This window comes from Pseudodesulfovibrio indicus, assembly GCF_001563225.1.
Classification (GTDB): domain Bacteria; phylum Desulfobacterota; class Desulfovibrionia; order Desulfovibrionales; family Desulfovibrionaceae; genus Pseudodesulfovibrio; species Pseudodesulfovibrio indicus.
Window position 1 is genome coordinate 3,122,791 of record NZ_CP014206.1, and the last position, 19,787, is coordinate 3,142,577.

Here is a 19,787-nt window from a genome sequence, read left to right on the forward strand (position 1 = left end):
GACTCGCTCCTTGATAATGATGCCGGTCAGGCCGGCTGACTCTCGATGACCGCGAACGCCGAATGGTTGTGGATGGACTCGAAGGACTCGACCTCCACCTTGAACCATTTGATCTTGGGATGTTCACTGAGTCCCTTGGCGGTCTCGCGGACCACGTCCTCGACAAAGGTCGGGTTGGCGAAGGCCGTCTCGGTGACGTATTTCTCGTCCTCGCGCTTGAGCAGGGAATAGACCTGGCAGGAACCGGCGCGCTCGGCGATCTCGATGAGGTCCTCCAGCCAGACGAAGCCGTCGAACCGGGTACGGATGCGGACCTCGGCCCGCTGGGAATGCGCGCCCTCGTCCGAGATCGCCTTGGAGCAGGGGCAGACGGTCATCACCGGCACGTCCGCGCCCAGGGTGAAGGTTAGTCTGCCGTCCTTGAGGTAGCCGTCCACCCGGCAGGCGTAGTCCATCATGCCGTTGGCCCCGGAGACCGGGGACCTGCGGCGCAGAAAATAGGGGAACTCGAACCGGACATGGGCGTTGCGCGCCTGGAGCCGCTCGGCCACGTCGTCAAGCAGGGTGCGGAACGAGTTGTAGTCCAGCGCGTGCTCCCAATGCTCCAGGGCCTCGATGAACCGGCTCATGTGCGTGCCCTTGAACTGGGCGGGCAGGTCCACGGAAAGCGACACCTCGGCCACAGTATGCTGCGTCCCGGACTCCCGGTCCCGGACCACAATGGGCAACCGGAGGCCCTTCACCCCAACGCGATCGATGGGCATCGCAATGGACGCCTGACTCTTCTGTACGTCTTCCATAATCTTTACCCTTCTCTTCGCCTCCCCCCACATGAGACTCCCCCACCTCTTTCGCGAAGCGACCCAAAAAGTTTGGGAAAAGGAGGGGATGGGGGGCCGGGGGAAGGGGAGGAAAGAACCCTTTTCAAAGGATTTTTCCTCCCCTTCCCCCGGCCGCCGGAGACATCTTAAATCAAATCCTTGCCCGTGGTGGTCAGGGCGAGGTTGCCGTGCTTGACACCCTTGGTGGAGATGAGCTTCTGGCCCAAATCCTTGATGGTTTCGGCCTCGCCCTTGAGGATGATGACCTCCAGGCAATTGTAGTGGTCCAGGTGGACGTGCAGCGAGGACTGGATCACGTGGTGCGCGTCGTGCTGAATCTCGGTCAGCCGCTGGGACAGCCCGGACTTGTGGTGGTCGTAGACCAGGGTCAGGGTCCCGGCCAGGTCGCCCTCGGCCTGCTCCCATTCGCGCTGCACCAGGGTGTTGCGGATCAGGTCGCGGATGGCCTCGGAGCGGGTCTGGTAGCTGCGCTCCTCGCAGTGCTGGTCGAACTTCTCAAGCAGGTCGGAATCCAGCGACACGCCGAATCGGATGGTCTTGCCCATAGTCTTCCTCCTGGGTCAGGGAATGGTCGCTTCCCACAGGTTTACCGTGGCGTTCTGGCCGCACAGGGCGACCTTTTCCACGGTCAGTTTCTCGGCCGAAAACCCCTCGCCGCGCAGCTGCTCCCAGACGGGCCGGGACACGGTGCGCACCGGCTCGCCGATCCAGATGCGCCCGTTTGGGGCGAGCGCGTGGCGGAACAGCCGGATGAGAGGATCGAAAAATCGTTTTTCATAGAGCACGTCTCCGGCCCAGATGAAGTCGAAGGCCCCCTGCCGCACCGCCGGACTGCGCCAGTCCATGAGCATCCACAGCGGTTGGGGAACCCCGTTCAGCCGGGCGTTGTGCCGGGCGAACCGGAGAGCGGGCCACTCGTAGTCGAAGGCCGCGACCCGCGCGCCCACCGAACTCCCGATCATGCCGGTCAGCCCCAGGCCGCACCCCACGTCCAGGCAGTTGCGCCCCGCAAGCAGGTCACCGTTGCGCTGGATGTGCCGCCCGAGGAGCACGCTGGCGGGCCAGACCTCGGCCCAGTACGGCAGCCGCTCGTCTTCGTCCAGCGCGCCGTCCATGGCGTCCCACAGGGCCTCCATGTCGGCGGCCCGATCCAGGTGCCAGACGCGCCCTTCGACCTCCACCTCCACACGGGAGCCGGGGTCGGGCGCGGCCAGGTCGCGCAATGGTGGACGGACGTCGTTCTCGTTCATAGGCAACAGGCAGATTACCCCCTCCGCCGTGTTATGGTCAATAGACTTCGTAATACTTTTTACATCACACATTCAAATCAAGTATGACTATATCGAATACGACCTCGCCTTTGCGCGTCAGGATTCGGAAGTGATTTCAGGTCCATCCGAACGGCGTTCGTCAGCTTTTTGGCGAAAACGCAAGTCCATCGGAATTTCGGGCTGAAAACCTTGAAAGTGTCATTATTTTTACTGTTTTCAAGGCATGATTCCCATGGTAAAGAGGGGCGATCACATGCACTGCAAAGTCGATTTTCCAAGCAAGGAGCACGATATGATTCCCGATGATCTTTTGTATGCGAAAACCCACGAATGGGTCCTGGTCGAAGGAGACGTCGCCACCGTCGGCATCACCCACTTCGCCCAGGAGCAGCTGGGCGACCTGACCTTCGTGGAGCTGCCCGAAGTCGGCGACACCTTCGAGGCCGGCGCCGAGATGGGTTCCGTCGAATCCGTGAAGGCCGCCAGCGAGATCTACTCCCCGGTTTCCGGCGAGGTGATCGAGGTCAACGAAGAGCTCGCGGACGCCCCCGAGAAGGTGAACGAAGAGCCTTACGGCGACGGCTGGCTGCTCAAGTTCCGGATCAAGGGCGACCCCGAAGGGTTGCTGGACGCCGAAGGCTACGCCGCGGTCGTCGAATCCGAAGCCCACTAGATTCGAGTTTCCGGGGCCGGGGCGCATGTCTCGGCCCTTTTTATTTCCCTCAACAAACCAGCAGGTTCCATTATGCCGTTCGTACCGCACACCGAAGACGAAGTGCGCGAGATGCTCGCCACCATCGGCGTGGACTCCGTGGAGGATCTCTTCGCCGAGATCAGCGCGGACATGCGCCCCAAAAGTTTCGATCTCCCCGAAGGCCTCAGCGAGATGGAAGTCCTCTCCCGGCTGGAGGCCATGGCCGCCAAGAACGCCACCAACAGCGTGAGCTTCCTGGGCGCGGGGTTCTATGACCACTACATCCCGGCCGCCGTGGACGCGCTGACCATGCGCGGCGAGTTCTACACCGCCTACACCCCCTACCAGCCCGAAGCGTCCCAGGGCACCCTCCAGGCCATCTTCGAATACCAGACCGCCGTGACCCGACTGCTCGGCATGGAGTGCGCCAACGCCTCGGTCTACGACGGCGGCACCGCCCTGTACGAGGCCCTGATGATGGCCGTGCGCAAGACCAAGCGGCGCAAGATCGTGGTCTCCGAGGCGCTGAACCCCATCTACCGGGTGATGCTCGGCTCCTACACCTCCAACCTGGACCTGGAGTTCGTCACCGTGCCGCATAGGGACGGCATGACCGACATCGACGGCCTCAAGCAGGCCATCGACGACTCCACCGCCGCGGTGCTGGTCCAGAACCCGAACTTCTTCGGATCCATCAACGACTTCACCGAGCTGTTCGCCGCGGCCAAGGCGGCCAAGGCCGTGTCCGTGATCTCCGCCTACCCGGTGCTCCAGACCCTGCTCAAGACCCCCGGCGCCATGGGCGCGGACGTGGCCGTGGCCGAAGGCCAGTCCCTCGGCCTGCCGCTCTCCTTCGGCGGCCCGTACCTGGGGATCATGACCTGCACCAAGGGGATGGTCCGGCAGATGCCCGGCCGCATCGTGGGCCGGACCAACGACAGCCAGGGCCGCACCGGCTACGTGCTCACCCTCCAGGCCCGCGAGCAGCACATCCGCCGCCAGAAGGCCACGTCCAACATCTGCTCCAACCAGTCCCTGTGCGCCCTGCGCGCCCTGGTCCACATGTGCGCCCTGGGCGAGCTGGGCATGAAGCGGGCCGCCCGCGTTTCCGTGGAGCGGGCCCACATCTGCGCGGAGAAGCTGACCGCCATCCCTGGCGTGAAGATGCTGACCAAGGGCGCATTCGGCAACGAGTTCGCCGTGACCCTGCCGGTCAACGCCTTCGAGGTCATCGCCAAGCTGACCGAGCGCGGCTTCGTCCCCGGCTTCCCCCTGGGCCGCTACTTCGACGGACTGGAAAACGGCCTGCTGGTGGCCTGCACGGAAAAGACCAGCGAAGAACAGATCGGCATATTCGCCGAGATGCTGCGAGGTGCGCTGAAATGAAGACCATCTATGAGAAATCCGTAGCCGGGCGCGAGGGCTGCTGGCCCTGCGAAGGCATGGCCGAAGAGGCCTACATTCCCAAGGAACTGCTGCGCGACGGCGACATCGGCCTGCCGTCCGCCTCCGAGCTGGACGTGGTCCGCCACTTCACCAGGCTCTCCCAGCGCAACTACGGCGTGGACGGCAACTTCTATCCCCTTGGGTCGTGCACCATGAAGTACAACCCCAAGTTCACCGAAGTGGTCGCCGCCATGCCCGGCTTCACCCGGCTGCACCCGGTCCTGCCCCAGCTGCGCGGCGCGGGCGGGCTGTGCCAGGGCGCGCTCCAGGTGATGTACGACACCGAGAACCTGCTCTCCGAGATCACCGGCATGGCCGCCTTCACCCTGCACCCCATGGCCGGGGCGCACGGCGAGCTGACCGGCGTCATGCTCATGGCCGCCTACCACAAGGACCGGGGCAACAAGAAGACCAAGGTCATCGTCCCCGACTCCGCCCACGGCACCAACCCGGCGTCCGCCGCCATCGCGGGCTACGACGTGGTCTCGGTGGAGTCCAAGGACGGCATCGTGGACCCGGCGGCCCTGGCCGAAGTGCTGGACGACGAGGTCGCGGGCATGATGATGACCTGCCCCAACACCCTGGGGCTGTTCGAGAAGAACCTGCCGGAAATCGTCAGGATGCTGCGCAAGGTCGACGCCCTGCTCTACTACGACGGCGCGAACCTGAACGCCATCATGGGCAAGATGCGCGTGGGCGACGTGGGCTTCGACATCGTGCACCTCAACCTGCACAAGACCTTCGCCACCCCGCACGGCGGCGGCGGTCCCGGCTCCGGCCCGGTGGGCGTGTCCGAGAAGCTCGTCCCGTTCCTGCCCATCTCCCGCGTGGCCAAGCGCGAGGACGGCCGCTACTTCCTGGACTACGACCAGCCGAAATCCATCGGCTACGTGGCCCCGTTCTACGGCAACTTCGGCGTGTACCTGAAGGCCTACGCCTACATCCTGCGCCTCGGCGGACCGGGCCTGACCCGCGCCACCGAGAACGCGGTCCTGGCCGCCAACTACATGCGCGCCCGCCTCTCCGGCCACTTCGAAGTCCCCTATGATCGCATCTGCATGCACGAGTTCGTGGCCTCGGCCGCTCCCCAGGCCAAAAAGGGCGTGCACGCCCTGGACTTCGCCAAAGGGCTGCTCGACAAGGGATACCACGCGCCCACGGTCTACTTCCCGCTCATCGTCCCCGAGGCGATCATGATCGAGCCCACCGAGACCGAGAACAAGGAGACCCTGGACCAATTCTGCGACGACCTCATCGAGCTGGCCGGGCTGGTGGACACCAACCCCGAAGTCCTGACCTCGGCCCCGGTCACCCTGCCCGTAACCCGGCTGGACGAGACCAAGGCCGCCCGCGCCATGGAGCTGACCGATGACTTATGATCTGGTGGTCATCGGGGCCGGTCCCGGCGGCTTTGACGCCGCCGTGGAGGCGGCCCGCCTCGGCCTGTCCGTGGCCCTGGTGGAGAAGGACTTCCTGGGCGGCACCTGCCTGAACCGGGGGTGCATCCCGACCAAGCTCTGGCTGGGCGCGACCTCGGTCCTCGAGGAGCTGCACAACCAGTCGCGCATGAAGGTCGCCTCCGGCGAGGTGACCGTGGACTTCGCGGCCCTCCAGTCCAGGGTGCAGAAGCACCTGGCCGGGACGCGCAAGGCCATGGCCATGCAGCTCAAGAAGCTCGGCGTGGAGCTGGTCGAAGGATTCGGCAAACTCGGCGGCGACCACCTGGTAACGGTTGAAACCGCCGAGGGCGAGGTCTCCCTGGAATACAAGAAGCTGGTCATCGCCACCGGGTCCAAGCCGATCTTCTTCCCGGGCCTTGAGCCCGACAACGACTGCGTGCTCGATTCCGACATGTTCCTGTCCATGGAGTCCATGCCCGAGTCCCTGATCGTGGTCGGCGCGGGCTTCATCGGCCTGGAGATGGCCCAGGTGGCCCACCGGTTCGGCGCCAAGGTCGCCGTGGTGGACGCCATGGACCGCGTGGCCCCGCTGGAGGACCCGGAGGTCTCCAAGGCGCTGGGCGCGGTCTTCAAGCGCTGGAAATGGGACGTGCGGCTGGAGGAACGCGTGGCGGGCGTGCTGACCCGCGACGGCAAGGCCGAGCTGACCTTCCAGTCCGGCGACAAGCTGACCGCGGACAAAGCGCTGGTCGCCGTGGGACGCGGTCCGGTCACCCAGGGCATCGGCCTGGAGGAAGCGGGCATCGAGATGCTCTTCAACCAGATCCAGGTGGACGACTATCTGATGGCCGCGCCGGACATCTACGCCATCGGCGACGCCAACGGCCACATCCAGCTGGCCCACGCCGCTTCGCACCAGGCCCACTACGTGGCCCTGCACGCGGCTGGCAGGACCGAGGCGCCCTACGCCGCCGGTCCGGTGCCGAGCGTGCTCTACGGCGCTCCCGAGGCCATGCGCGTGGGCACCATGGAGAACGAGGCGTTCCTGCAGGACTACGACACCACGGAGGTCTCCGTGGCCCAGCTCGCGGCCAACCCCATGGCCCAGGCCCACGCGGCCACCCAGGGGTTCGTCAAGGTGGTCTGGTCCGGCGGCAGGGTGGTGGGCGTCACCGGCGTTGGACACGACGTGTCCAGGCTGGTCACCCCCGCGACCCTCATCGTCCAGCAGGGCTGGACCGAGGAGGACGTGCACAAGACCATCTTCCCCCACCCCTCCCTGGACGAGGCCCTGCTCATGGCGCTCACTGCGGAAAGGAAAAAAGTGCAATGATCATCGACATCCTCGACAACGCGGACCTGTACGCCGGGTTGAACCCCCGCTTTCCCGCGGCCTTCGCCTTCCTGCGCAGGGCGGACCTGGCCGAACTCCCGGAGGGCCGCCACGACCTTGAAGACGGCCTCTACGCCATGATCGCCAAGGGGCCTGGCCGCAAGGTCGAGGACGCGCTCATCGAGACGCACGACCACTACATCGATCTCGCCTACCTCGTCAGCGGCGTAGACCGCATCGGCTGGAAACCGAGGCGCGACCTCGGCCCGACCATGGAGGCCCCGGACCCGCGAAGCGACGTGGCCTTCTACGCCGACGCGCCCACCCACTGGAGCGAAGTCGGGCCGGGCATGATCGCCGCCTATTTCCCGGAGGACGCGCACATGCCCATGATCGGGGACAACGAGATGCACAAGATCGTGGTCAAGATACGGATCTAGGCGCGAGCCGCGAAGAATCAACACGGGCGTCCCTCGCGGGACGCCCTTTTTTTGCGCCATCAGTATTTCCGTCATCCCCCCTCGCCCATTTCCGCTGTGCCTCCGGGCCCGGCCGCATTATGGTGGAGCCAACCGAGACAACGCCAACAACGGAGGGCGCATGAGCGAACAGACGACGCACTACGAAAACAAGCTCCGCTGGGAGATCGATTCCTGGGATTTGAGCGAGGCGCGCGGGAACGGCGAAAAGGTCGTGGTCATCGACGCGCGGGGAACAACGGCTTTCGAGGCCGAGCACATCCCCGGGGCCGTGAGCCTGCCCCACCGGACCATGACCCGGGAGAGTACGGCGGGATTCGACCGCGACACCCTCTACGTCACCTACTGCGACGGCATCGGCTGCAACGCCTCCACCAAGGGGGCGTTGAACATGGCCCGCCTCGGCTTCACCGTGAAGGAGCTGATCGGCGGCCTGGACTGGTGGAAGCGGGACGGCTATCCCACGGAAAAGGGAACCGGCCCGGCCCCCGTCGGCTGCGCCTGCTGATCCCCGGCCAAGACAAAGGCCGGGAACCCCTTCGTGCGGGATTCCCGGCCTTTTCTTCGCTATCCGGCGGTGGTCAGGGCCGTGGGGTTGTAGTCGCCGATGGACTCCAGCCGCACCGCCGCCAGCCGCCGCTTCTCCAGCATCAGCATCACGGACTCGATGTCCGCCCCCAGGAGATGCCCGGAGAGGGTCACCGAGTTGGTGAAGTTGAACCCCACCACCGTGTGCAGCAGCCTGCCCAGCCCCGATGGGAACCTGGGTCGGGCCGCGTTGTTGACCTCGATGCGCAGACCGGGGAACACTCCACGGACCCTGCGGAACGAGAGAACCTCCCCGAATCGGATCATGGCGTAGCCGAACGGCGTGTACACCGAGAACCGGTCGTCGAGGATCTTGAACAGGGGCTGGCGCGTCATGACCGCGATGGCGTTGATCATGGTCACGCCGAACCCCGCCATGCTCAGGCAGTACACGGCCACCTTGAGGTTGGCGTTGTTGATGAAATAGAACCCGGCCAAGGCCAGGCCCAGGCAGAGGATCGCCATGAAGAAGCAACCCCGCAAACTCCGCCGCGTTGGATAAATCTTGATCGGTACATACATTGGCGCACCCAGTTTTCGGTAACAGTTCCGGCGGACGCGCGGTCCGCCCCGAAAGCAGGCACTCCTCCCGCGGGCGTCAAAGCCCGAGCCCTGGACAACGTCGCTCCCCAAGCGGTTTTCACCGCACGGCAAGAGGCGGCGCACGCAACAGGCGGGCGCGGCTTGGGCGACTCTGGTTGGGATGGTAAACAGACATATCTGCTCCTCCTGGCGGGGAACCCGCCGGAAAAGCAGCCGGAGCAAGTGAAATCACCGTAGACCAATTTCACCGAATACGCAAATACGATGTCCCGGTCCTGGGGACGCAGCTCAGTGCAGGGCGCGACCCTCGGGCTCCAGGGCCATGAAACCGCCCTCCTGCTGGGGCATTTCCAGGGCCATGAGACCCTCCATGGACAGGTCCGGCCCGACCCACAGCTTACCCTTGGTGCGGTATCCCTTGGCGATCCGCTTGGCGTGGTCCAGGGCGATGGAGACCTGCTGGAGATAGAGGTCCTTGGGGAAGATGAACTCGGCGTCGTGCTCCCATTCGGGCATGGGCTCGTCCGGGGGCCAGGAGATGGGATTCCTGAGCCGCCAGACCACCGTGTCCGGGGTGTGGGAGACCATGACCCCGTCGTCGATGCCCTGGCAGGCCGGGTTGCCGCAGTCGCAGGTGTAGATGAAGAACTCGCCGGACATGGTCGCGGACCCGATCAGGTCCACCGGGTCGATGTACACGCCGACCTCGTGGAGGTACTGGCCGTCCACGGACAGGTTGAAGTCCAGGTAGGCGTCCTCGGGATACTTCTCGTCCAGGGACAGGGTCACGGATATGCGGATGTCGTTCATGCGGGCGGTTTCCTCGAAATGGTTGCGTGGACCAAGGCTAGCACAAAGGAGCCTGCCGCTCAACGGTCTGTGGCGGGCGCATCCCGGCCGCTACCGGCCCAGGTTGCCGTCCTCGTCGAGCTCCGCCCGGACCGTGGCAGAATTGTAGGCCGCGTCGATGGCCAGCTCGGTCAGGGTACCCACCAGCTTCGGCTGCTTCTCGGTGGACAGGACCGGGAGCTGGGATACGCCCCGGTGCGTGATCTTGTCCAGCGCATCCTGAAGGGTGTCGTCCGTGGTCACGGTCACCGGGTTGGGCGTGGCCAGGTCCTGGGCGATGAGCAGGTCCTCCAGTCCGTCCTCGTTGAGCACGGCGCGCAGGTCGCGGAAGGAGATGATCCCGGTCAGCCTGCCCTCCTCGTCCATGACGTGCAGGTACGGCGCGTTCTGGGTCTTGAAGGTCCAGATGAGGCTCGAAAGGGACATGGACTGCGGGATGGTCACGAAGTCGCGGGTCATGACCTCCTTGACCAGCATGTGCGAGAGCAGGTGGCGCTCCCGCCCGGCCTCGATGTCGATGCCGCGCCTGAGCAGCTTGGTGGTGTAGATGGAGGCGCGCTGGATGGTGGAATTCATGACCGTGGCCGTGATGCAGGTCAGCATGAGCGGCAGGATGATGGAATAGTCCGAGGTCATCTCGAAGATGATCAGGATGGCGGTGATGGGCGCATAGGTCGTGCCCGCCACCACGCCGCCCATGGCCACCAGGGCGTAGGCCCCCGGCAGGGCCGTGTGCAGCGGAAAGAGCCAATGGACCACGTAGCCGAACGCGCCGCCGGTCATGCACCCCATGAACAGGCTGGGCGCGAAGATGCCGCCCGAACCGCCCGAGCCGAGGGTCACCGACGAGGCCGCTATCTTGACCAGGACGAGGACCAGCATGAGCTGGAACGGGACCTGGTTGATCAGGGCCTGGTTCATGGCCCCGTAGCCCACGCCGAAGACCTGGGGAAAGATCGCGAAGATCGCGCCCAGGGCCGCGCCGCCGATGGCGGGCTTGGGCCACTCCGGGATGGGCAGTGCGTCGGACCGGTCCTCCAGCCAGTACAGGCTGTTGGTGAAGGCCAGGGCCACGAAGCCGGTGACCACGCCCAGCACCGGGTAGCAGAGGTACTCCCACAGGGAGACGATGGAATAGGACGGAATGTCGAAATGGGGAAAGTCACCGAAATAATAGCGGGAAATGGCCGTGGCCATGACCGAGGACAGGACCACGGGCGAAAACTGCATGACCCCGAAGTCGCCGATGATGATCTCCAGGGCGAAGAGCACCCCGGCGATGGGCGCGTTGAAGGTGGCCGCAATGCCCGCCGCCGCGCCGCACCCGACCATGGTCTTCATGTGCGCGCTCGGCACGTGGAAGAACTGGCCGACGGAAGAACCGATGGACGCGCCGATCTGGACCATGGGCCCCTCGCGGCCCACGGAGCCGCCCGAGCCGATGGTCACGGCGGAGGCGAAGATCTTGGCCGCCGCCACCCTTTTACGGATGCGCCCGCCCCTGAGCGCGATGGCCTGCATGACCTCGGGCACGCCGTGCCCCTTGGCCTCGGAAGCGAAGAAGCTGACCACCAGGCCGACCACCAGGCCGCCGACCGTGGGCATGGCGATCTTCATCCACAGCGGCACGGACTCGGCAAAGGTCAGCCAGTCGCCGGTGTTCCGGTAGAACACCCACTGCATGTATTTGAGGATCAGCTTGAACAGGACCGCCCCGTACCCGGCCAGGCCGCCTATGAGCACCGCCAGGAACAGGAACCGGACATTGGGCCGCCTGAGCTTGAGAAAAAGCGGTTCACCTCTGTCTGCAGGCATGAAATCTCCGACTTTACGGACGCCGCCGCGCGCCCGTGTCTGTTTTCAGTACATATTTCCAATCAATTCAACGATACCTTCACTTCAACCCAAGCGCAATGACTTGCGGGGAAACATAAGCGGAAAACTTGAGCGGAATGAGGAAAAAGGGTAATCAAAGCCTCCCGAACGAACACATCCCCCATATACGGAGAAAATAGATGGCAAAATACGAGATCACTCCCCTGACCCCGACCCCCGACTTCGACATCATGTACTACATGGAGATCGCCGGAGAGACGCGCATCGAAGGCGGCGTCATGGAGGACTTCGAGGAATACTGGGACAAGTGGGCCGCCAAGAACCTCAAGGCCTACGAACTGCGCAACACCGAGGGCGAAGGCAAGTTCGTGCTCATCTTCCTGGACCAGGAAGTGGACGACACCATCGAGGGCATCTGGCAGGACTCGCCGACCCACGGCCTGTACTTCCACGCCCTGGCCATCACCATGGTCATGAGTACCGCCCAAGGGTTCGTGCCCGAGCTGCAGACCGGCAAATGCGCTCCCCTGCCCCGGCCCGGCGAGGGCATCCTGGCCGCCTTCGAGGAGCTGGGCCTGACCTGGAACGAAGAGGGGTCGGTCAACCGCAAGTACGCGGTCCTCACCCCGTATCCGTATACCGGCGGGTGCGAGGTCTGCCACCTCAGCGCCACCTGTCCCAAGTCCACCGCAAGGGGGTAAGCCATGAGCTTCACGGTCAAGGACGTTCTCTCCATCCAAGTCGCCCCGGCGCTCGGCTGCACCGAGCCGGTGGCCATCGCCCTGGGCGCGGCCGCTGCCGTGTCCCTGCTGCCCGGCGGCGAATTCGACTCCCTGGAAGTGGCCGTTGATCCCAACGTCTACAAGAACGGCCTGGCCGTCTCCATCCCCGGCGCGGGCGGGCTGTCCGGCCTGGACACCGCCGCTGCGCTCGGCGCGGTGGGCGGCAACCCGTCCCTGCGCCTGGAGGTGCTCCAGACCGTCACCGACGAGCACGTCAAGACGGCCCGGAAGGCCCTGGCCGACAACAAGGTGACCGTGTCCCTGATCCGCGACCACCACGGGCTGCTCATCCGCTCCAAGGCGGTCCGGGGCGATGACGTGGCCGAGTCCGTCATCGAGGGGCTGCACGACAACATCGTGTCCCTGACCCTGAACGGCAAGCCCGTGGAAAGCCCGCTCGTCCGCGTCCGGGAGGCGGGCGCGCCCTCCCCGGTGGCGGCCATGGAGGCGTGGCTCAAGACCCTGAGCCTGAACGAACTCATGGCCATGACCGGCGAGCTGGACGACGATGATTTCGCCTTCCTCCAGGAAGGGGTCAACGTGAACATGCGCCTGGCCGAACAGGGCCTCAAGTACGGCCTGGGGCTGGGCGTGGGCAAGACCCTGGAACGGCTCTGCCGCCAGGGACTGATCAAGAAGGACATGATGCTGGCCGCCCGCATCCTGGCCTCGGCAGCCGCCGACGCGCGCATGTCCGGCGCGTCCCTGCCCGCCATGAGCTCCGCCGGGTCCGGCAACCACGGGCTGACCGCCATCCTGCCCATCTGGGCGGTGAAGGACTACGTGGAGGGCGTGGAGACCAGGGACGTGCTCGAAGCCGTGGCCCTGTCCCACATCGTGACCGCCTACGTGAAGGCGCACACCGGACGGCTGTCCGCCATCTGCGGCTGTTCCGTGGCCGCGGGCGCGGGTGCCACCGCGGGCATCACCTACCTGCTCGGCGGCGACGCCAAGCACATTGCCGGGGCCATCAAGAACCTCCTTGAGGACCTGGCCGGGATCATCTGCGACGGTGCCAAGACCGGCTGCGCGCTGAAGCTCGCCACGGCGGCGGGGACGGCGGTGCAGGCGGCGCTCTTCTCCCTGCAGGGGGTCAACGTGCACCACACCGACGGGATTATCGGGTTGTCGTCCGAGGACACCATGCGGAATGTGGGGACGTTGGCGGTGGATGGGATGATCCAGACGGATCAGACGATTTTGCAGATCATGCTGGAGAAGCGGTTCTCGGACGTTTAGTTTTCTTTGTTGGGCGGGAGTGAAGCCCGCTGATTGTTTGTTTTGATTGGAGGAGAGCCGTCGCTGGCGCTCCTCCATGTTTTTTTGGAGCCCTCCCGGCGGGGTTCTTTCTTTCCAGGGCGAAAGAAAGAACCAAAGAAGCGCCCTTGGGGGGGGCATCCCCGCCCGAGTTTGGCCACCAAGAATCCGATCCTCTCGGTCCGGCTCCATCTGATGAATAGTATCGTCCGTGCCTCCACGGAAACGTCCCTTTTATGGAATACCCCCGGGCCACGGGAGCGGAGCCGCCGCCCCTTCGCGGTCGGCTTCTAGGCGTCCGGAACAGGGCTCACTGCGTGCGGCTTGACGGGACGAAGGGAGAAGGAAGAAAAGAGGGCCTTCGGACCGAAGGTGGGAGCAGGAAAGCCGCTGTTTGAGGCTGCGCCTCAAAAGCGCTCCAGAAGAAGAACATTGGGCTTGAGTTGGGTGCAGGAGAGCCGCTGTTTGAGGCTGCGCCTCAAAAGCACTCCTGAGAAGGCTCCGTTACCCCACCCCGCGAAGCGGCGACAAAAAGTTTTGAAAGGGAGTCCAGAGGGAAAACTTTTTCAAAAGTTTTCCCTCTGGCCGCCGGAGGCATCAATAATACGCCAGCCCTTGGGGCGGGGTCTTGTCCTGGAAGAATGCTTCGATACGGGGCCGGTCGGCGGAGCTGATCTTGAGGTCGGAGACGTTGAGGATGGTGCCGAGCCCGCCGTAGGTCTTGACGGCGCGGTCGATGAAGTCGGCGTCGACGAAGGCTCCGCTGACGGTGACGGCGCGGCCTCCCCAACTGACGGTGAGGGGCAGGACCGGATCGCGGTCGGGTGCCTTAGTGATCAGGTTGCCGGTGCGGACCAGGGTTTCGCGGACCTGGTCCGGGAACATGCCGCCCACGCGGGCCAGGGAGTCGAGGAACCCCGGCATGACGGCCAGGAAGTAGTGCTGGTCGATCTTGCAGGCCACGGAGCGGCCCGGCAGGTTCAGGAGCCAGGGCTCGGAGGAAAACGCCCGGCCCAGGGCTTTTTGCAGGTGATCCACTCCAGCCGTGTAGTCCGCCAGCGCCATGGGACCCTCCCGGTTCGGGGTGCGAACGAAAACGCCCCGCTGGTGGGCGGGGCGTCGGTCAAATCTATTGCGGCTTCTTGTCGAACCGCTTGAGGTATTCGGCGGTCAGCAGGTTGTTGACCTCGCCCTCTATGTGCTCGACCTTGGCCTTGTCGCCGATCTTCGGCTCAAGCTCCTGGAGCTTTTTGGGGATGGTCACCTGGCAGTATTCGCTGCGCGCGTAGGTGTTGAAGCTGATCATCTCGTCATGGGAGACCGCATAGCAGCCCACGACCTTGGCCGCGTAGTAGTTCCTGTAGGCCTCGGGGTAATCCTCGGCCAGCTCGGCGCACTTGCCCTTGGAGTAATAGGCATGGGCCAGGTTCAGGGCGGAGCCGGGGTTGGCGATGACCGCGTCGAGATGGGGCGCCGCGCCCGCGCAGTCCCCGTCGCGGACCATCTGCTGCCCGATGTCGAGTTCGGTCTTCTGCGCGCCGCACGCGGTAAGCAAGAAAGCCGCTGCCATCATCATAGCCACAAACAGTATGCGTTTCATCTCGTCTATCCTCTCGGGAAAAAGCATCTCTCTCAGTTCATTGGAATATCTAGCCCATCATCGCCGCGAAGTCCAGACGCTATATGGAAATGACCAGCGGGACCACCACCGGGTCGCGCCCCAGCACCTTGCGGAAGAAGCGGCGCAGGGCCGACCGGATGCGCTCCTTGAGCTTGGCGGTGTCGCCGGGCGCGATGTTCTCGTGCACGTCGAGAACGATGCATTTGGCGTCGTCCAGGAGGTGCATGTACTGCTGCTCGAACACGAACCCCTTGCTCATGATGTCCGGCCCCATGGAGATTTCGCCGGACGCCTCGTCCACCACCAGGACCACGATGACCATGCCCTCGCCCGCCAGGAGCTGGCGCTCCTTGAGCACGCTTTGGCCCACGTCGCCCACGCCCTTGCCGTCCACCAGGATCTTGTCCGCGGCGATGCGCGACAGGAACTGGATGGAACCGTCGGGATGGAAGGCGACGGGCTGGCCGTTCTCCACCAGCAGGGCCTTGTCCTCCTCCACGCCGCAGTCCACGGCCAGCCGCCGGTGCTTGACCAGGTGGCGGTATTCGCCGTGAACCGGGATGAAATATTCGGGCCGCACGGTCTGGAGCATCAGGGTCAGCTCGCCCGCGTGGGCGTGGCCCGAGGCGTGGATGCCGTGCATCTTCTCGTACAGGACCTCGGCCCCGAGACGGTACAGGTTGTTGATGACCCGGTTGATGGCCTTGACGTTGCCGGGGATGAACCGCGAGGACAGGATGAACAGGTCGTCGGGCCGCACGGCCAGCTGCCGGTGCTCGCCCATGGCGATGCGCGACAGGGCCGCCAGCGGCTCGCCCTGGGAGCCGGTCACCAGCAGGACCAGCTCGGAATCGCCGAAGCGGTCCAGCTCGTCCAGTTCGATGAACGTGCCCTTGGGGACCTTGAGGTGGCCCAGGTCGCGGGCCAGCTCGATGTTGCGGTGCAGGGACTTGCCGGACACGGCCACCTTGCGCCCCTCGGCGTCGGCCAGGTCGAAAATCTCCTGGATGCGCTGGATGTGGCTGGAGAAGAGGGAGACGAGGATGCGCCCCTTGGCGGTGTTGAAGATCTCGCGCAGGGAGACCTTGATCTCGCGCTCGGTCAGGGCGAACCCCTCGCGACCGATGTTGGTCGAGTCCGAGAGCATCAGCCGCACGCCCTCGTCCGAAAACTTGCGGAACGCGGCCAGGTCCGTGGCGTGGCCGCCCAGCGGGTTGCGGTCGATCTTGAAGTCGCCGGTGTGCACCACCCTGCCCACCGGGGTCTCGATGCCCAGGCCGAACCCCTCGATGATGGAGTGGCAGACCGGGAAGAAATTGAAGCGGAAATCGCCCAGCAGCACGCGGTCGTAGGGCCGGACCGGCCGCAGGTCGGCCCAGCGGTCCAGGCCGTGCTCGCGCAGCTTGTTCTCCACCAGCCCCAGGGTGAATTCCGAACCGTAGACCGGCACGTCCACGTTCTGGAGCAGCCAGGGCAGCGCGCCGATGTGGTCCTCGTGGCCGTGGGTGAGCACGATGCCGTTGAGCTGGGCCTTGTTGCGGATGGGATAGTCGAAGCAGGGAATGACCACGTCCACGCCGAAGTGGTAGTCCTCCGGGAACATGAGGCCGCAATCCACCATGACCATGGACCGCTCGGTCTTGTACAGCATGCAGTTCATGCCGATCTCGCCGAGGCCGCCGAGCGGGAAGAGGGTGAGGGAGGAATCGGCCATGCGGTCTACCCCTTTGCCAGCAGCTCTTTGTACGCCTTGTTCATCATGGCGTGGAGGTCTTCCTTGAACTGCTCGCGTTCCTTGAGCGTGTAGCGGGCCGGATCGATGACCGGCAACGCCTTGAACCGAACCACGGGACGGTTGTCGATGAAGAAGTCGCCCTTGCCCATGATCCGCCCGGTGTTGGTCATGACGAACGGGACCACGGGCAGTCCGGCCTTGAGGGCCAGGATCATGGCCCCGATCTTGAAATCCATCAGTTCGCTCAGGTTCGTGTTGCGCGTACCCTCGGGAAAGATGACCGGGGAGATGCCGCCCTTGACCACTTCCACGGCGTCGTTCAGCGACTGCATAGCGGCGCGGCGGTTCTCGCGGTCCACGCAGATGTGGCCCGCGTGGGCCAGCGCCTTGCCGTAGATCGGAATCTCGAACAGGGACTTCTTGGCCACAAACCGGATGCGGTTGCCCTTGAGGACCTTGAACAGCACGGGAATGTCCAGGTTGGACTGGTGGTTGCCGATGAACACGTAGTGACCCTTGGGGTCCACCTCGCCCATGTCAGCGTCGATGGTCACGCCGGAGAGCTTCACGGCGGCGGCCCCCCAGGCCAGCCCCCAGTAGTCGTATTCCTCGGGCGTGGACGTCTCGCGGTCCACCTTGAGCATCTTCAGGGAGTACCAGATGGTCACCGGCACGAGCAGTATGGTGAAAAACAGTCGTCGAAACATGATCCGTCCTTGTTGTGCAAACTCCCGTGTAACTAAACCAAAACACTAGATGAAACAAGAAAAGAAAACCCCGGCGCAGCCGCCCTGTCCGACACCCGCCGCCCCTGCTCCGCCCGCGTCGCCAATCATTTCAAGCCGGTCCTGCCGCCCCCGGCCCCGCCGGGCGGCGATAAAAACTCAAGAGGGTGAGGGAGATGGCGGCCTGGGGATGCGCGCAAAAAAGGGCGGCGGCCGAAGCCGTCGCCCTTGTGATGTCGGAGGGTAGCCGGGTTACTCGGCGTCGTCCTTCTTGTGGGCGGCGATGACCTTCTCGGCCTCCTGCGGGGGGCATTCCTCGTAGCCGGAGAATTCCATGAAGAAGGTGCCCTGGCCGCCGGTCATGGAGTTGAGGTCCGGGGCGTACTTGAGCATCTCGGCCATGGGTACGTGGGCCTTGACCTCGGTGATGCCCGCCTGGGAGTCGGAGCCCAGGACCTTGCCGCGACGGGAGGAGAGGTCGCCGATGACGTCGCCCATGAACGAGTCGGGCACGGCCACGGTGACCAGCATGATCGGCTCCAGCAGGGCCATCTTGGCCTTTTCGCAGGCCTTTTTGAAGGCCAGGGAACCGGCCACCTTGAAGGCCATTTCCGAGGAGTCGACGTTGTGGTAGCTGCCGTCGTACAGGGTGACCTGGAAGTCGATGACCGGGTATCCGGCGAGCACGCCGCGCGCGGCGGTCTCCTGGACGCCCTTGTCGACCGCCGGGATGAACTGGCGCGGGATGGAACCGCCGACGATCTGGTCGACGAACTCGTAGCCCTCGCCGGACGCCCGGGGCGCGACGTGGATCCAGCAGTCGCCGAACTGGCCTCGGCCGCCGGACTGCTTCTTGTGGCGGCCCTGGACTTCGCGGGCGCCGGTCTTGAAGGTCTCGCGGTACGGGACCTTGGGGGTCTTCAGGACGATGGCGGTCTTGTAGCGGCGCTTGGCCTTCTCGACCGAGATTTCGATGTGGTTCTGGCCCATGCCGGAGAGCAGGATGTCCGCGGACTCCTCGTCACGGCCGAGCGTCAGGGTGATGTCCTCGTCCAGCAGCTTGGCCACGGCGGCGTAGACCTTGTCCTCCTCGCCCTTGACCTCGGGGGCCAGGGCGAAGGTGATCAGCTGCGGGGCCAGGGTGGGCTTGGCCAGCTTGAACTCGCCCTTCTCCACCAGGGTGTCGCCGGTGCGGGTGTTCTTGAGCTTGGCCAGGGTGACGATGGCGCCGGGACCCATGGGGGTCTTGACCGGGGTCTGCTCCTTGCCGTTGGTCAGCAGCAGCTGGCCCACGCGCTCCTTCTCGCCGTTGGTGGTGTTGACCAGCTGGGAGTCGGGGGAGAGCTGACCGGCCAGGACGCGGACCACGGTGAGCTGCCCGGCGAAGGGGTCGGCCTGGGTCTTGAAGACGAAGCAGGCCAGGGGCTCGTCCGGGGAGCTGGCTTCCTCGCCGCCGTCCTCGCCGACCCACGGCTTGTGGTCCAGGGGGCTGGGCAGCAGGTTCTGGACGGTGTCCAGGATCATCTGGCCGCCCTGGCAGTTCAGCGCGGCGGAGACGATGACCGGGACCAGTTCGCCGGAGGCGACGCCGGCCTGAAGGCCCTTGGTGATGTCTTCGGGGGCGAGTTCGCCGTCCTCGAAGTATTTCTCCATCAGTTCCTCGTCGGACTCCGCGATGTTCTCGATCATGGTCTCGCGGAGGGTCTCGACCTCGTCGGCGATGTCGCCGGGGACCTCGCCCTCGGAGACCTCGCCGTCGGCGCCGAAGAGCAGCGCCTTGCCGGACATCATGTCAACGACGCCCTTGAAATTTTCCTTGGAGCCGATGGGGTAGTACAGCAGCACCGGACGTGCGCCCAGGGACTCGGAGATGCCGTTGAAGGCCATGTCGAAATCGGCCCTGTCGCGGTCCATCTTGTTGATGACGATCATGGAGGGCAGCCCCATTTCCTGGACCTGGGCCCAGACCTTGCGGGTCAGCGGCTTGACGCCGTCCACGGCGTCGATGACCATGACCACGCCGTCGGCGGCGGTCAGGGAGTAGGAGAGGTCGCCCGCGAAGTTGGAGTCGCCGGGGGTATCGATGAGAAAGTGGTCGTTCTTCTTCCACTTGAAGCTGGCGAAACCGGGCTGGATGGAACCGCGACGCTTGATTTCCTCGGGCTCGTAGTCGAGGACGGTGTTCCCCTCTTCGACTTTGCCGAGGCGATTTACAACTCCCGCGTTGAAAAGCAGCATCTCGGCGACGGAGGTCTTTCCGCTACCGCCGTGGCCGACGAGTGCATACGTTCTTTGGGTCTTGAGGTCAGGCATACTTCACTCCACATCGTTTTCAGGTTGTCCTTATCGGGTCGCGGAGCCGTTTTCGCCCCGCGAAAAGCACAGC

At 64.8% G+C, this 19,787-nt stretch carries 19 protein-coding genes; 8 read left to right on the forward strand and 11 right to left on the reverse strand.

The features are described from left to right. Positions 1-26 precede the first annotated feature (26 nt). The 3 genes from folE2 to AWY79_RS14155 all read right to left on the reverse strand — a co-directional run bounded on the left by folE2 (position 27) and on the right by AWY79_RS14155 (position 2,092). A complete protein-coding gene (gene folE2, locus AWY79_RS14145; protein WP_066805297.1) occupies positions 27-800 on the reverse strand; it encodes a GTP cyclohydrolase FolE2 in 774 nt (257 codons plus the stop codon). 167 nt (positions 801-967) lie between these two features. Then, complete coding sequence (gene nikR, locus AWY79_RS14150; protein WP_066805305.1) at positions 968-1,387, reverse strand: nickel-responsive transcriptional regulator NikR; 420 nt, start codon at positions 1,385-1,387, stop codon at positions 968-970. A gap of 15 nt (positions 1,388-1,402) precedes the next feature. Then, positions 1,403-2,092 carry a class I SAM-dependent methyltransferase gene (locus AWY79_RS14155; RefSeq protein ID WP_066805308.1) on the reverse strand — a complete coding sequence of 230 codons (690 nt, stop codon included), beginning with the start codon at positions 2,090-2,092 and terminating at the stop codon, positions 1,403-1,405. Between the two features lie 313 nt (positions 2,093-2,405). Here AWY79_RS14155 and gcvH point away from each other — a divergent pair, with 313 nt between their 5' ends. The 6 genes from gcvH to AWY79_RS14185 all read left to right on the forward strand — a co-directional run bounded on the left by gcvH (position 2,406) and on the right by AWY79_RS14185 (position 7,973). Beyond that, entirely contained in the window at positions 2,406-2,786 is a 381-nt protein-coding gene (gcvH, locus tag AWY79_RS14160) for a glycine cleavage system protein GcvH (protein ID WP_066805312.1), read from the forward strand. A 72-nt stretch (positions 2,787-2,858) separates the two neighbouring features. Beyond that, a complete protein-coding gene (gene gcvPA, locus AWY79_RS14165; RefSeq protein WP_066805315.1) occupies positions 2,859-4,193 on the forward strand; it encodes an aminomethyl-transferring glycine dehydrogenase subunit GcvPA in 1,335 nt (444 codons plus the stop codon). Beyond that, positions 4,190-5,632, forward strand: coding sequence for an aminomethyl-transferring glycine dehydrogenase subunit GcvPB (gcvPB, locus tag AWY79_RS14170; RefSeq protein ID WP_066805318.1), 1,443 nt, complete (start codon positions 4,190-4,192; stop codon positions 5,630-5,632). Before gcvPA ends, gcvPB begins: the two co-directional genes overlap by 4 nt. Next, on the forward strand, positions 5,622-6,986 hold the full coding sequence (locus AWY79_RS14175; protein WP_066805319.1) for a dihydrolipoyl dehydrogenase family protein: 1,365 nt from the start codon (positions 5,622-5,624) through the stop codon (positions 6,984-6,986). The genes gcvPB and AWY79_RS14175 overlap by 11 nt, the downstream gene beginning before the upstream one ends. Beyond that, a complete protein-coding gene (locus AWY79_RS14180; protein ID WP_066805321.1) occupies positions 6,983-7,426 on the forward strand; it encodes a NanQ anomerase/TabA/YiaL family protein in 444 nt (147 codons plus the stop codon). The genes AWY79_RS14175 and AWY79_RS14180 overlap by 4 nt, the downstream gene beginning before the upstream one ends. Positions 7,427-7,586: 160 nt before the next feature. After that, complete coding sequence (locus AWY79_RS14185; protein WP_066805323.1) at positions 7,587-7,973, forward strand: rhodanese-like domain-containing protein; 387 nt, start codon at positions 7,587-7,589, stop codon at positions 7,971-7,973. A gap of 59 nt (positions 7,974-8,032) precedes the next feature. Here the strand turns inward: AWY79_RS14185 and AWY79_RS14190 are convergent, their stop codons facing one another. From AWY79_RS14190 to AWY79_RS14200, 3 genes are all read right to left on the reverse strand, one after another. Further along, positions 8,033-8,518: a hypothetical protein gene (locus AWY79_RS14190; protein WP_066805325.1), complete on the reverse strand. Its 486-nt coding sequence runs from the start codon at positions 8,516-8,518 to the stop codon at positions 8,033-8,035. Positions 8,519-8,884: 366 nt separating this feature from the next. Further along, positions 8,885-9,406 (reverse strand): hypothetical protein, encoded by a 522-nt coding sequence (locus AWY79_RS14195; RefSeq protein ID WP_066805327.1) that lies wholly within the window; start codon positions 9,404-9,406, stop codon positions 8,885-8,887. A gap of 90 nt (positions 9,407-9,496) precedes the next feature. Beyond that, entirely contained in the window at positions 9,497-11,260 is a 1,764-nt protein-coding gene (locus AWY79_RS14200) for a chloride channel protein (RefSeq protein ID WP_066805330.1), read from the reverse strand. A gap of 200 nt (positions 11,261-11,460) precedes the next feature. On the opposite strand from AWY79_RS14200, the gene AWY79_RS14205 reads away from it, so the two are divergent. Further along, positions 11,461-11,982, forward strand: coding sequence for a hypothetical protein (locus AWY79_RS14205; protein WP_066805333.1), 522 nt, complete (start codon positions 11,461-11,463; stop codon positions 11,980-11,982). A gap of 3 nt (positions 11,983-11,985) precedes the next feature. Beyond that, positions 11,986-13,302 carry an L-cysteine desulfidase family protein gene (locus tag AWY79_RS14210; protein ID WP_066805336.1) on the forward strand — a complete coding sequence of 439 codons (1,317 nt, stop codon included), beginning with the start codon at positions 11,986-11,988 and terminating at the stop codon, positions 13,300-13,302. Positions 13,303-13,917: 615 nt separating this feature from the next. Here AWY79_RS14210 and AWY79_RS14215 read toward each other — a convergent pair. The 5 genes from AWY79_RS14215 to AWY79_RS14235 all read right to left on the reverse strand — a co-directional run bounded on the left by AWY79_RS14215 (position 13,918) and on the right by AWY79_RS14235 (position 19,714). Beyond that, positions 13,918-14,385: a hypothetical protein gene (locus AWY79_RS14215; protein WP_066805340.1), complete on the reverse strand. Its 468-nt coding sequence runs from the start codon at positions 14,383-14,385 to the stop codon at positions 13,918-13,920. Between the two features lie 64 nt (positions 14,386-14,449). Next, positions 14,450-14,920 carry an outer membrane protein assembly factor BamD gene (locus AWY79_RS14220; RefSeq protein ID WP_066807258.1) on the reverse strand — a complete coding sequence of 157 codons (471 nt, stop codon included), beginning with the start codon at positions 14,918-14,920 and terminating at the stop codon, positions 14,450-14,452. Positions 14,921-14,999: 79 nt separating this feature from the next. Next, positions 15,000-16,655 (reverse strand): ribonuclease J, encoded by a 1,656-nt coding sequence (locus tag AWY79_RS14225; RefSeq protein ID WP_066805343.1) that lies wholly within the window; start codon positions 16,653-16,655, stop codon positions 15,000-15,002. A gap of 5 nt (positions 16,656-16,660) precedes the next feature. Next, a complete protein-coding gene (locus tag AWY79_RS14230) occupies positions 16,661-17,383 on the reverse strand; it encodes a lysophospholipid acyltransferase family protein (RefSeq protein WP_066805346.1) in 723 nt (240 codons plus the stop codon). Positions 17,384-17,653: 270 nt separating this feature from the next. Then, entirely contained in the window at positions 17,654-19,714 is a 2,061-nt protein-coding gene (locus AWY79_RS14235; protein ID WP_066805348.1) for an elongation factor G, read from the reverse strand. Positions 19,715-19,787: the final 73 nt, after the last annotated feature.

Coding starts and splice junctions, on each gene's coding strand:
- AWY79_RS14200 (WP_066805330.1), bottom strand. CDS start 11,260: ATGCCTGCAGACAGAGGTGAACCGCTTTTTCTCAAGCTCAGGCGGCCC.
- AWY79_RS14180 (WP_066805321.1), top strand. CDS start 6,983: ATGATCATCGACATCCTCGACAACGCGGACCTGTACGCCGGGTTGAAC.
- gcvPA (WP_066805315.1), top strand. CDS start 2,859: ATGCCGTTCGTACCGCACACCGAAGACGAAGTGCGCGAGATGCTCGCC.
- AWY79_RS14225 (WP_066805343.1), bottom strand. CDS start 16,655: ATGGCCGATTCCTCCCTCACCCTCTTCCCGCTCGGCGGCCTCGGCGAG.
- AWY79_RS14195 (WP_066805327.1), bottom strand. CDS start 9,406: ATGAACGACATCCGCATATCCGTGACCCTGTCCCTGGACGAGAAGTAT.
- AWY79_RS14155 (WP_066805308.1), bottom strand. CDS start 2,092: ATGAACGAGAACGACGTCCGTCCACCATTGCGCGACCTGGCCGCGCCC.
- gcvPB (WP_066805318.1), top strand. CDS start 4,190: ATGAAGACCATCTATGAGAAATCCGTAGCCGGGCGCGAGGGCTGCTGG.
- folE2 (WP_066805297.1), bottom strand. CDS start 800: ATGGAAGACGTACAGAAGAGTCAGGCGTCCATTGCGATGCCCATCGAT.
- AWY79_RS14220 (WP_066807258.1), bottom strand. CDS start 14,920: ATGAAACGCATACTGTTTGTGGCTATGATGATGGCAGCGGCTTTCTTG.
- AWY79_RS14210 (WP_066805336.1), top strand. CDS start 11,986: ATGAGCTTCACGGTCAAGGACGTTCTCTCCATCCAAGTCGCCCCGGCG.
- AWY79_RS14215 (WP_066805340.1), bottom strand. CDS start 14,385: ATGGCGCTGGCGGACTACACGGCTGGAGTGGATCACCTGCAAAAAGCC.
- AWY79_RS14190 (WP_066805325.1), bottom strand. CDS start 8,518: ATGGCGATCCTCTGCCTGGGCCTGGCCTTGGCCGGGTTCTATTTCATC.
- AWY79_RS14185 (WP_066805323.1), top strand. CDS start 7,587: ATGAGCGAACAGACGACGCACTACGAAAACAAGCTCCGCTGGGAGATC.
- AWY79_RS14175 (WP_066805319.1), top strand. CDS start 5,622: ATGACTTATGATCTGGTGGTCATCGGGGCCGGTCCCGGCGGCTTTGAC.
- AWY79_RS14230 (WP_066805346.1), bottom strand. CDS start 17,383: ATGTTTCGACGACTGTTTTTCACCATACTGCTCGTGCCGGTGACCATC.
- AWY79_RS14235 (WP_066805348.1), bottom strand. CDS start 19,714: ATGCCTGACCTCAAGACCCAAAGAACGTATGCACTCGTCGGCCACGGC.
- nikR (WP_066805305.1), bottom strand. CDS start 1,387: ATGGGCAAGACCATCCGATTCGGCGTGTCGCTGGATTCCGACCTGCTT.
- AWY79_RS14205 (WP_066805333.1), top strand. CDS start 11,461: ATGGCAAAATACGAGATCACTCCCCTGACCCCGACCCCCGACTTCGAC.
- gcvH (WP_066805312.1), top strand. CDS start 2,406: ATGATTCCCGATGATCTTTTGTATGCGAAAACCCACGAATGGGTCCTG.